The sequence below is a fragment of the Achromobacter sp. Marseille-Q0513 genome, assembly GCF_018195695.1.
GTDB lineage: Bacteria > Pseudomonadota > Gammaproteobacteria > Burkholderiales > Burkholderiaceae_B > Achromobacter.
The window spans coordinates 1-11700 of record NZ_JAGTJY010000191.1; the positions used below are offsets into that span (position 1 = coordinate 1).

The window sequence follows — 11700 nt, forward strand, 5'->3', positions numbered from 1 at the left end:
GCCTGGCTTGGGGAGGGCGTGTCTGGATTGTGCGATTTAGCTTCGAGGAAGCGATTGGGGGGGGCGGAGCTGGATGCGTTCTTTCGGAATCTTGGACATCAGCGGCCGATTGATGGGGCGTTGGCCTGGTGTTGGGCCGGTGGCGTGGCGGCGTTATTGGCGCGTGGAGGGCGCGTCGGCGTCTTGGCTTGTGGCAGCTCGTTTGTCGGCCTGGCCGCGCAGCGTGATGCCGATCACGGTTTCGCCGGCGGTGGAGCGGGCGTCCACGTCGCCGTCGTGCATGCGGGCGATGGCGCGGACGATGGCCAGGCCCAGGCCGTGGCCCTCGCTGCGCGGGCCGCGGCCCTGGCCGGCGCGGAAGAAGCGGTCGAAGATGCGGGGCAGGTCGGTGGGGGCGATGGAGGCGCCGGGGTTGCGCACTTCCACGCGCGCGCCGCCGGCGACGGGCTCGCAGCGCAGCTGGATCTCGTGGCCGGCAGGGGTGGCCTTGATGGCGTTGGAGATCAGGTTGGCCAGCGCGCGGCGCACCAGACCGGGGTTGGCCGCGACGGCCGCGTCGCCCTCGCAGCGCAGGCGGATGCTGCGTTCTTCCAGCGCGGCGTCGTAGTACTCGGCCACGCGCCGGGCCTCGGCGGCCAGCGAGATCGCGGACCGGTCGGCGGCGCGTTCGCCGCGGTCGGCGCGCGCCAGGAACAGCATGTCGTTGACCATGGTCTTCAGGTCTTCCAGCACTTCCAGGTTGGATTCCAGCGCATCGCGCAGCTCGGCCGCGTCGCGGGGCGAGGACAGCATGACCTGGGTGCCGTTGATCAGGGTGGCCAGCGGCGTGCGCAGCTCGTGGGCCACGTCGGCGTTGAAGCCTTCCATCTGCTGGTAGGCCGATTGCAGGCGGTCCAGCGTGCGGTTGAAGGAACGCACGAAATCCTGCAATTCGCGGTCGGTGTCGTGCAGTGGCAGGCGCAGGGCCAGGTTGTCGGGCTGGATGCGCGCCGCCTGTTCCGACAGCCGGCGAGCGGGCGCCATGCTGCGGCGCACAGCCCAGGCTGCCAGCATCACGGTGGCGCCGACCCAGAGCGCGCAGATCAGCAGCAGCGCGGTGCCGTAGGCGTACAGCAGCCGCGCGCCGGCGCCCACGCCCACGGCCACGGTGAGGACGGCGCCTGGCGCCAGGCGCTCGTCCAGCGCCACGCGCAAGCCGCGCATGCGCGAGCCGTCGGGCGCGTGCAGCTCCACTTCGTTGCCTGCCAGCCGTTCCAGGATGACCGGCGGCTCGCCGCCATATACCTGGCGGCCGCGGCTGTCCTCGATCCAGATGCCCAGGTGGCCGTGGCCCGCGCGCATGTTGTCCAGCGCGGCGGCCAGCTCGTCCATGCCGCGCGCGTTGCTCTGCATGTCGACCAGGTGTTCGATGAGTTCGAACTTGCCGGTGACCTCGGTGATCTCCTGGCGCGCGACCTCGCGCTTGAGCGCCCAGAACAGCGTGGCGCCGGCCAGGCTGGAGACCAGCAGCGCGATGGCGCCCAGCAGCAGCGTCAGCCGCGCCTGCATGGAGCGCGTACGGCCGGCGGGCGTCGGTTCAGGCCCCGGGTCGGATTCCGTGGGCGACGCGCCGGTCGCGGCCCGGCCGCTCATTCGGGGCGTGATTCCAGCACGTAGCCCATGCCGCGCACGGTATGCAGCAGCTTGGCGTCGAAGGGATCGTCGAGCTTGCCGCGCAGGCGGCGCACCGCCACGTCGATGACGTTGGTGTCGCTGTCGAAATTCATGTCCCAGACCTGCTCGGCCAGCGTGGTGCGCGACAGCACCTGGCCCTGGCGGCGCAGCAGCAGCACGAGCAGGTTGAATTCCTTGGCGGTCAGGTCCAGGCGGCGGCCGTCGCGTTGGGCGCGGCGTCGGGCCAGGTCCAGTTCCAGGCCGGCCAGGCGCAGGACGGAAGGCTCTTGCGCGCGGCCGCGGCGCAGCAGCGCCTGCACCCGCGCGAGGAATTCGGAAAAGGCGAAGGGCTTGACCAGATAGTCGTCGGCGCCGCCTTCCAGCCCGCGCACGCGGTCTTCGACGGCATCGCGCGCGGTCAGCATGAGGATGGGCGTGTCCTTGTGCTCGCGCACCGAGGCCAGGATCTCGAAGCCGTCCACGCCGGGCAGCATGACGTCCAGGATGAGGAGGTCGTAGTTGCCCTGCAGCGCGAGATGGCGGCCGTCCACGCCGTCGCGGGCCAGGTCCACGACATGGCTTTGCTCCGACAGGCCCTTTTTCAGGTAGTCGGCCAGCTTGGGTTCGTCTTCGATGACCAGGATGCGCATGGCCGGAATTTACCATCCGGCCCGCGCGCGCGGCGCATCGCGCCGCGAAATCAGACGCTGCCTTCCACCGCGATCCGTTCGGGCGGGAAGCGCAGCGCGAAGGTGCTGCCCTTGCCGGGTTCGCTGCTGATCAGCAGCTCGGCGTCGTGCCGCATGGCGATGTGCTTGGTGATGGCCAGGCCCAGCCCGGTGCCGCCGACGGCGCGCGAACGGCCTCGGTCCACGCGGTAGAAGCGCTCGGTCAGCCGGGGGATGTGGCGGGCCGGGATGCCGATGCCGGTGTCCTGCACACTGTAGTGCGCGCCGCCGTCGTCCTCGCGTTCCCAGCGCACGGTGATCGTGCCGCCGTCGGGGGTGTAGCGCACGGCGTTGGTCAGCAGGTTGGACAACGCCGAGGTCAGCTCGGTCTCCGCGCCCAGCACGTCCAGGGATTCGTCCACATGCCATTCCAGCACATGGCGTCCGCCGGACAGGGCTTCGATCTGCTGGCGCGCCTTCTGCAGCAGCGCGCCGATGTTCACCGCCCGCGGGTCGCCGCCGGGCGATGATTCCAGCGTGGACAGCGTCAGCAGGTCCTCGACGATGGCCTGCATGCGCTGGGCCTGCTCGTGCATCATGTCCAGGTACTGCGCGCGCTGCTCGGCGGGCAGGGCGTCGTCGGGCATGTCGCGCAGCGTCTCCAGGAAGCCGGCCAGCACCGTCAGCGGCGTGCGCAGCTCGTGCGAGACATTGGCGACGAAGTCGCGGCGGGTGGTTTCCAGCCGTTCGATCTGGGTGACGTCGCGCGTGATCAGCAGCCGCTGGTTGCTGGCGTAGGCCGTGAGCTGCATCATCATCAGCCGTTCCTGGCCATTCTGGCCCAGCCGCACCAGGATGGGATCGGGCCAGGAAGCGCGGTGCGCGTACTCGACGAACTCGGGCGCGCGCAGCAGGTTCAGCAGGTTGTGGCCACGGTCGGCCGGCAGGCGCAGGCCCAGGTGCTGGCGCGCCATGCGGTTGCACCAGTCGATCTGGAAATCCTCATTGAGCGTGACGGCGCCGTCGGGCAGGGCCTGGGCCGCGGCCAGCATGCCCTGCATGGTGTCGCGGGTCTCGGTCAGCTCGCGGGCGCGGGCGCGGGTGTAGCGGTACAGCGGCGCCAGGATGTCGTCCCAGGGGCCGACCGAGGCCGGCGGGGACGTATCGGGATGGTGGGCCCAGTGGGACACCAGGTGCAGCCGCCAGCTGCGCCAGAGCAGCATGGCGACCACGGCGACGCTGAAGACGATCCAGCCTGCCGGGTCTCCGATGAGCCAGTGCGCCAGCAGCGCCGCGACCGCCCACAGGGCGACCAGGAAAAGGGTGCGCAGCCAGATCATCGTGGGGGGAAGTCTTAGCGTGCGGGGACCTGTGCCGTGAAGCGGTAGCCGCTGCCGCGCACCGTTTCGACGTGGGCGTCGTGGCCGCTGGGCTCCAGCGCCTTGCGCAGGCGGCGGATATGGACGTCGACGGTGCGTTCCTCGACGAACACGTGGTCGCCCCAGACCTGGTCGAGCAGCTGCGAGCGCGAGAACACGCGTTCCGGATGCGTCATGAAGAAATGCAGCAGGCGGAATTCCGTGGGGCCGATCTGCAGCGACTGGCTGTTGCCGGACAGGCGGTGCGTGACCGGGTCCAGCTTCAGGCCGCCCACGTCGATGACGTCGTCGGTGAGCTGGGGCGCGCGGCGGCGCAGCACGGCCTTGATGCGGGCCATCAGCTCCTTGGGCGAGAAGGGCTTGGTGATGTAATCGTCGGCGCCGGCTTCCAGGCCGTCGACCTTGTCCTGCTCGGAGCCCTTGGCGGTGAGCATGATGACCGGGACGGCGCGGGTGCGTTCGTCGTTGCGCAGCTTGCGCGCGACGGCCAGGCCGGAGGTGCCGGGCAGCATCCAGTCCAGCAGGATCAGGTCGGGCAGTTCGGCGCGGATCAGGGTCTGGGCCTGGTCGGCGTCGAAGGCGCGCAGCACCTTGTGTCCGGCGAAGGACAGGTTGACGGCGATCAGTTCCTGGATGGCGGGTTCGTCTTCGACGACGAGAATGGTGCTGGACATGGTGGCTGTTTGGGCACGATGCGGAGCGCCGGCGCGGCGCGAACATTGCGATAGTATGGCCGCAATATTTCAGGTATGTGACCGTAGCGCAATAGTATGGCGCGTGGCGGGCCGCCTGCGGGCGTCCGATAGGCTACCATTGGGCGATATATCGGGAATTCACCATGCAAACCCCCTCCGAATCGCAACATTCCGCGGATTCCGCCTCGCAATCCACGCATTTCGGCTTCCAGACCGTGCCGGAAGGCGACAAAGCCCGCAAAGTCGCCGAAGTCTTCCATTCCGTGGCCCAGCGCTACGACATCATGAACGATTTCATGTCGGCCGGGCTGCACCGCGTCTGGAAGGCCTTCACCATCGGCCGCGCCGCGATCCGCCCGGGCATGAAGGTGCTGGACATCGCCGGCGGCACGGGTGACCTGGCGCGCGCCTTCGCCAAGCGCGCGGGCCCGGACGGGGAAGTCTGGCTGACCGACATCAACGATTCCATGCTGCGCGTGGGCCGCGACCGCCTCATGGACGCCGGCCAGATCGTCCCGGCCGCCGTCTGCGACGCCGAGCGCCTGCCGTTCCCCACCGGCTATTTCGACCGCGTCAGCGTGGCCTTCGGCCTGCGCAACATGACCCACAAGGACCGCGCCCTGGCCGAGATGACCCGGGTGCTCAAGCCGGGCGGCAAGCTGCTGGTGCTGGAATTCTCCCGCATCGCCAAGCCGCTGGCGCCGGTCTATGATTGGTATTCTTTCAACGTGTTGCCTTGGCTGGGCAAGACCGTCGCCAAGGACGAGGCCAGCTACCGCTACCTGGCGGAATCGATCCGCATGCATCCCGACCAGGAAACCCTGGCCGACATGATGCGCACGGCCGGCCTGGAGCGCGTGCAGTACTTCAACCTGACCGCCGGCATCGCCGCGTTGCACGAGGGCGTGCGCCTGGGCTGACCCCCCCACCTTTTTTCGGACGACCCCCTTACCCACAGGGAACTTGTGGGGCGGGATCTTGTCCGTTATTCTTATGCAATTCAGATTGTTGTAAGGAAAAGTCGCGGGTGTGGCGCTACGGGGCGCCACCTTCGCGAGTACGAGGAGCACACCAACCATGACCAAATTCTGTCTTTCGCGGTTTTTCGCCGCAGCGCTGATCGCCGTTTCCGGCGCTGCGCTGGTGACTGCGTCGTTTGACGCCGAGGCGCGCCGCGCCGGCGGCGGCAGCAGCGTGGGCCGCCAGTCCAGCAACGTGACGCAACAGCGCCAGGCCACCACGCCGCCGGCCGCCGGCAGCAACACCGCCGGCGCCACCGCCGCGCCGGCAGCCGCTGGCGCCGCCACGGCGGGCGCGGCCACGGCCGGCGCCGCGGCCAAGAGCGGCGCTTCGCGCTGGCTCGGCCCCATCGCCGGCATCGCCGCCGGCCTGGGCATCGCCGCGCTGCTTTCCAGCATGGGCCTGTCCGGCGCCTTCGCCGAGTTCCTGTCGTCCGCGCTGCTGATCGCGCTGGCCGTCTTCGCCGTGTTGTTCATCGTGCGCCGCCTGCGTGGCGCCGCGCCGCGTCCGGCCACGCAGTCCGCCTTTGGCGGCGCGGGCCAGGCTCCGGGCCAGCCGCAGCAACAGCCCATGTGGCGTGAAACGCTGCAGCCGGCTCCGGCGGCTCCCGCCGCGCCTGTGGCCGCTGCTGCTGCCGCGCCCGCCGCGGCCGCGCTGCCCAAGGCTGGTGAAGAAAGCAACTGGTACGTGCCGGGCGACTTCGACACCGTCAGCTTCCTGAAGCAGGCCAAGGAACAGTTCGTGCGCATCCAGGCCGTCTGGGACAGCGGTGAAACCGACCGCCTGCGCGAGTTCCTGACCGACGACCTGATCGTCGAGCTCAAGCCGCAGCTGACCGAACGCGGCGGCGCCGCCAACAAGACCGAAGTGGTCCTGCTGAACGCCGAGCTGCTGGGCATCGAGACCGTTTCCGACGGCCACCTGGCCAGCGTCCGCTTCTCGGGCATGCTGCGCGAGGCGCCCGGCGCCGAGGCCTTCCGCTTCGAGGAAGTCTGGAATCTGTACAAGCCGGCCAATGGCGGCTGGTTGCTGGCCGGCATCCAGCAGATCCCGGTCGACTACGCCAGCTGAGCCTGACGTCTGCTGCACCGATCCGGACGGCCCTGGCCGTCCGGTCCCAACCGGCCCTTCTGGGCCGGTTTTTCCATGTCCGGGCGCAAAGCCACGCTACGCCCCGACCCGTTACACTCCAGGCTTGCCCACTGTAAAAAACCGGCAACCCCGCCCCTTGGCCGTTGCCGATTGCCTTTCATGCTGCCTCTTCCGTTCCTGCCCACGCCGTCACGCTTGGCCACCCAGGCGCTCAACATGCTGTTGAAGCGCGAAGACTGGGCGCGCGAGCGCCTGGTCCGCCACGCCGGCAAGACGGTGCGCTTCGCGCTGGGCGGATTCTCTCTGGGCCTGACCATCGGCAGCGACGGGCTGGCCGAGCTGTCCGATCCGGCCGTGGTGCCGGATGTGACGCTGACGGTATCGCCCGAAAAGCCGCCGCTGCCGCGCCTGTCGGGCGGCGAGGCGCCCGACGTGGCCGAGGCCACGCATATCTCCGGCGATGCGGCGCTGGCCCAGGTGGTGGCCGACCTGTCCAAGCAGCTGCGCTGGGATCCCGAAGACGCGCTGGCGCGCGTGGTGGGCGACATCGCCGCGCTGCGCCTGGTGGGCGGGGCGCGCAAGCTGGCGGGCGGCACGCTGCAGGCAGGCCAGCGCGCGGCCGAGAATGTGTCCGAATACCTGGCCGAGGAAAGCGGCCTGCTGCTGGGCCGTCCGGCGCTGGCGCAATGGCGCCTGGACCTGGCCGAGCTGGACGCGCGCGCCGAGGCGCTGGCGCGGTCCGCCGCCGCCTTGCAGACGAAACTGGTCGCCGCCGGCGCCAAGCGGGGCGCCTGATCCATGTTCCCCCTGCTGCGCCTGCTACGCATCATCCTGGTTTCCCTGCGCTACGGTCTGGACGAGCTGGTGCTCTCCAGCCTGAACCACCCGCTGGCCACCTGCCTGCTGCGCGTCATGCGGCTGGGCACTCGTCCGCGCCAGCCGCGCGGATTGCGGCTGCGCTTGGCGCTGGAGTCGCTGGGTCCCATCTTCGTCAAGTTCGGCCAGGTGCTGTCCACCCGTCGCGACCTGATCCCGGCCGATATCGCCAATGAGCTGGCGCTGCTGCAGGATCGCGTGCCGCCGTTCCCGTCGGCCCAGGCCGCCGCCTGCGTCGAGGCCGCGCTCGGCGCGCCGCCCGACAAGCTGTTCGCGCAATTCGATGTCGATCCGGTGGCCTCGGCCTCGATCGCCCAGGTGCACTTCGCGGTGCTGCACGACGGCCGCGAGGTGGCGGTCAAGGTGCTGCGCCCGGGCATGCTGAGCATCATCGAAAAGGACCTGTCGCTGCTGAAGATCGTGGCCCGCATCATCGAGCGCCTGGGTCCGGACGGCCGCCGCCTGAAGCCGCGCGAGGTGGTGGCGGAATTCGACAAGTACCTGCACGACGAGCTGGACCTGGTGCGCGAGGCCTCCAACTGCAGCCAGCTGCGCCGCAATTTCGGCCCCGAATCGGGCCGTGGCGACATGCTGATCGTGCCCGAGGTGATCTGGGAATACACCGCCGCCACCGTGTTCACCATGCAGCGCATGTACGGCATGCCGGTGGGGCAGGTCGAGCGCATGCGCGAGGCCGGCATCGACATTCCCACGCTGGCCCGCACCGGCGTCGAGATCTTCTTCACCCAGGTGTTCACCGACGGCTTCTTCCACGCCGACATGCACCCGGGCAACATCTACGTGTCCGACCGGCCCGAGACGCTGGGCAGCTATATCGCGCTGGACTTCGGCATCGTCGGCTCGCTGTCCGAGTTCGACAAGAACTACCTGGCGCAGAATTTCCTGGCCTTCTTCCACCGCGACTACCGCCGCGTGGCGCAGCTGCATATCGAGTCAGGCTGGGTGCCGCCCGACACGCGCGAGGAAGAGCTGGAGGGCGCGGTGCGCGCCGTGTGCGAGCCGTACTTCGATCGGCCGCTGTCCGAAATCTCGCTGGGCCAGGTGCTGCTGCGCCTGTTCCAGACCTCGCGGCGCTTCAACGTCGAGATCCAGCCGCAGCTGGTGCTGCTGCAGAAGACGCTGCTCAATGTCGAGGGCCTGGGACGGCAGCTCGATCCCAATCTCGATCTCTGGAAGACGGCCAAGCCCTATCTGGAACGCTGGATGCGCCAGCGCGTCGGCATCAAGGGTCTGCGCCAGAGCCTGGAAAAGGAAGCGGCGCAGTGGTCGCAGATGCTGCCGGCGCTGCCCAGGCTGGTCCACGACCATCTCAACCGCCCGAACGTCTCGCCCGCCCTGCTGGCCGAAATGGTCCAGCTGCGTCGGGCGCAAGAGCAGAACAACCGGCTCGTCGCGGCCCTGGTCGGCGTGATCGCGCTGGCCGTCGGGGTGGCGCTGTGGGCATTGACCCGGTAGGCGGCGCGATGCTCTAGACGGCTTCTGTCATGTTTCGTTCATGAAACAGTCATCATAGCTTCGCGGGATGCGGCGAAAAATAGCGCTCGCGGGAGACGGCGCCACCCAGGCTCCATCCTGCGCCGCGCGCCGACGGAACATGCCGCCCGCAGGCGCGCAGCGCGGCTTCCAGGCCGCGGCGCCATTCGATTTATTTCTATAGCCCCACGCGGGACATATACAAGGGCAGACCATGCTTTATCCTGAACTCTTCAAGACCATGGAAGCCGTGCGCTGGAACATGGCGCATGACATCCCCTGGGATGATTTTGATCGCAGCAAGCTCTCCGACGAGCAGGCCCAGACGATCAAGATGAACGCCATCACCGAATGGGCGGCGCTTCCTGCGACGGAGATGTTCCTGCGCGACAATCGCGGCGACAGCGATTTCTGCGCATTCATGTCGGTCTGGTTCTTCGAAGAGCAGAAGCACTCCCTGGTGCTGATCGAATACCTGCGCCGCTTCCGCCCGGACCTGATGCCGACCGAGGAAGAGCTGCACAAGGTGCGCTTTGAATTCGATCCGGCGCCCGAGCTGGAAACGCTGATGCTGCATTTCTGCGGCGAAGTGCGCCTGAACCACTGGTACCGCCGCGCCGCCGAATGGCATACCGAGCCGGTCATCAAGGCCATCTACAAGACCGTGGCGCAGGACGAGGCCCGCCATGCCGGCGCCTACCTGCAGTACATGCGTCGCGCGCTGCATGACCGCGGCCAGGAAACCAGCGAGCAGGCCCGCCTGGCGTTCTCGAAGATCGGCGTGCTGATGGCGTCGGCCGCGCGTACGCAGCAGGCGCTGCACCCGACCAACCTGCATGTGAACAAGCAGCTGTTCCCCAACGACACGGTGCAGTCGCGCCTGCCCGAGCCGGGCTGGCTGGAGCACTGGCTGGACACGCAGATCCGCTTCGACGGCGTCTGGGAGCAGAAGGTCGCCTCGCGCATCCTGCACATCCTGTCCAAGCTGATGGACCGCAGCTTCGAGACCGTCAAGGACCTGAACCGCTACCGCAAGGAAATGACGGCGCTGCTCGTGCCCAAGGAAAAGGAAATCATCCTGGCGGGCGCCTGACCGCTACAATCCGGCCATGACCGCCCGCTTCGAATCCAAGATCCTGTCCCGCGGCGACTGCGTCGCCGCCGTCGCCGCGGGCCGCTATGCGCGGCCGCTGGTGTTCACCAATGGCGTCTTCGACATCCTGCATCGCGGGCACGCCACCTACCTGGATCAGGCGGCCCAGCTGGGCGGCACGCTGATCGTGGCGGTCAACACGGACGAATCCGTGCGCCGCCTGGGCAAGGGCGCGGAGCGTCCGCTCAACCGCATGGAAGACCGCGCCGCATTGCTGGCGGCGCTGGGCTGCGTCGCCGTGGTGACCTCGTTCCACGAGGACACGCCCGAGGTCCTGATCGGCCAGTTGAAGCCCGACCTGATCGTCAAGGGCGGCGACTACGACATGGAAACACTGCCCGAGACCGCGCTGGTCAAGAGCTGGGGCGGCCGCGCGGTGGCGATTCCATTCGAGTTCGAGCGTTCCACGACGGCGCTGGTGAAGAAGATCCAGGGCGGCTGAGCGGTCGCGCGCCGATCCTCTGTCATGCAAAAAAGAAGGCGGCCCCATGGGGCCGCCTTTTTCATCCGCGCGCGGTGCTGGCCGCGATCAGAATTTCCAGCGCAGCGTCATCGACGCGGTCTGGTCGCGGTTGCCCGAACCGAACTGTCCGCTGTAGCCCACCGCCAGCGTGGTGTTGCGCGACAGGTTGCCGTCCAGGCCCAGTTCCACCAGCGCCGCATTGCGGGCGATGGGCGCGCCGGTCACCGAGAACGAATCGCCGCCGGCGAAGGCCATGGTGGTGCTGGGTTGCACGTCGCCGAAGGTATGCCGCCAGCCCAGGCCCGCACGGAGCGCGGCGCTGATCGAGCCCAGCATGATGTCCTGGCGGCCGCGCAGGCCCAGCGTGGTGGTGGTCAGGGCGTTGCGCTGGCTCTGGCCGGACAGGGCCGCGTAGCCGCCCGATTCGGAGAAGCCACGGATGCGCTGGTCGCTCCAGGTCAGGCCCGCGTACGGTTCCAGCGTCAGCGCGGGCGAGACGCGCATGGCGTAACCCAGCTCGGTGAACAGCTGCGCGGTGCTGGCGCCGTAGTCGGCCTGCAGCTTCTGCGTGCCGCCGCCGATCCGGACCATGCGCTCGGTGCTCAGGTCGTGCCAGGTATAGGCGCCGCCGGCCAGGAAGTTCAGCTTGCCCGCGCCCGCCTCGAAGGACTTGCCGGCGTACAGGGTCAGGCTGTAGTTGCTGATGTCGGCCTTGGAATCGACGGCGTCGGCGCGGGCGCGCGAGTCGGTGTAGCCCACCGCGCCGCCCATGCGCCAGCCGCCGCCCAGCGGGCGGTCCGCGCCCATGAACAGGCCGCCCGTGTGCTGGCGCACTTCGGCGGTGTTGTCGGTGGCGCTGGCGCGTTGCCAGTTGCCGATCACCTGGGCCCAGACCGGGCGCACGGTGGAGCCGGGCAAGGTGGCCGCGTCGGGCGCCACATCGCTGGCGCCGGCGGCGGCGCTGGGCTGGCCGGGCAGCAGCGCGGCGGTCATGTTGCTGCGGAAGTGTTCCAGCGGCAGCATCGCGGACGTGTTGGCGACGTTGCGCAGCGACGCGGCGTTGCTGGCATGGGTTTCGCCGGACAGCGCGGTGAACGTCGGCGCGGGCGCGCCCACGGGCAGGTTGAGCACGGCCTGGTACAGCGGATTGCTGGCGGGCAGGCTCTGGACCCCGCGCGCCGCGGCGCGCTGGTTGCTGGTATCGGCC

At 68.9% G+C, this 11700-nt stretch carries 11 protein-coding genes; 6 read left to right on the forward strand and 5 right to left on the reverse strand.

From position 1 onward, the window contains the following. Positions 1–153: 153 nt before the first annotated feature. The 4 genes from KDH83_RS26035 to phoB form a co-directional block, all read right to left on the reverse strand. Positions 154–1548: a heavy metal sensor histidine kinase gene (locus KDH83_RS26035; protein WP_212320991.1), complete on the reverse strand. Its 1395-nt coding sequence runs from the start codon at positions 1546–1548 to the stop codon at positions 154–156. Positions 1549–1628: 80 nt separating this feature from the next. Continuing rightward, positions 1629–2303, reverse strand: a complete 675-nt coding sequence (locus KDH83_RS26040; RefSeq protein WP_212320978.1) for a heavy metal response regulator transcription factor — start codon at positions 2301–2303, stop codon at positions 1629–1631. A 50-nt stretch (positions 2304–2353) separates the two neighbouring features. Further along, entirely contained in the window at positions 2354–3661 is a 1308-nt protein-coding gene (gene phoR, locus KDH83_RS26045) for a phosphate regulon sensor histidine kinase PhoR (RefSeq protein ID WP_212320980.1), read from the reverse strand. A 14-nt stretch (positions 3662–3675) separates the two neighbouring features. Continuing rightward, on the reverse strand, positions 3676–4374 hold the full coding sequence (gene phoB, locus KDH83_RS26050; protein ID WP_103272227.1) for a phosphate regulon transcriptional regulator PhoB: 699 nt from the start codon (positions 4372–4374) through the stop codon (positions 3676–3678). A 164-nt stretch (positions 4375–4538) separates the two neighbouring features. Between phoB and ubiE the strand changes: the two genes are divergently transcribed. The 6 genes from ubiE (at position 4539) to rfaE2 (ending at position 10472) form a co-directional block, all read left to right on the forward strand. Then, positions 4539–5315 (forward strand): bifunctional demethylmenaquinone methyltransferase/2-methoxy-6-polyprenyl-1,4-benzoquinol methylase UbiE, encoded by a 777-nt coding sequence (ubiE, locus tag KDH83_RS26055; protein ID WP_212320981.1) that lies wholly within the window; start codon positions 4539–4541, stop codon positions 5313–5315. A gap of 157 nt (positions 5316–5472) precedes the next feature. Continuing rightward, on the forward strand, positions 5473–6486 hold the full coding sequence (locus KDH83_RS26060) for a TIM44-like domain-containing protein (protein WP_212320983.1): 1014 nt from the start codon (positions 5473–5475) through the stop codon (positions 6484–6486). Between the two features lie 180 nt (positions 6487–6666). Beyond that, a complete protein-coding gene (locus tag KDH83_RS26065; protein WP_212320985.1) occupies positions 6667–7302 on the forward strand; it encodes an SCP2 sterol-binding domain-containing protein in 636 nt (211 codons plus the stop codon). A 3-nt stretch (positions 7303–7305) separates the two neighbouring features. Then, positions 7306–8859 (forward strand): ubiquinone biosynthesis regulatory protein kinase UbiB, encoded by a 1554-nt coding sequence (ubiB, locus tag KDH83_RS26070; RefSeq protein WP_212320987.1) that lies wholly within the window; start codon positions 7306–7308, stop codon positions 8857–8859. A gap of 232 nt (positions 8860–9091) precedes the next feature. Further along, positions 9092–9970, forward strand: coding sequence for a ferritin (locus KDH83_RS26075; RefSeq protein WP_103272232.1), 879 nt, complete (start codon positions 9092–9094; stop codon positions 9968–9970). 16 nt (positions 9971–9986) lie between these two features. Further along, positions 9987–10472: a D-glycero-beta-D-manno-heptose 1-phosphate adenylyltransferase gene (gene rfaE2 / locus KDH83_RS26080; RefSeq protein ID WP_103272233.1), complete on the forward strand. Its 486-nt coding sequence runs from the start codon at positions 9987–9989 to the stop codon at positions 10470–10472. 87 nt (positions 10473–10559) lie between these two features. On the opposite strand, the gene KDH83_RS26085 is transcribed toward rfaE2, so the two are convergent. After that, on the reverse strand, positions 10560–11700 hold a 1141-nt coding region (locus tag KDH83_RS26085; RefSeq protein ID WP_212320989.1), incomplete at its 5' end, for an autotransporter outer membrane beta-barrel domain-containing protein.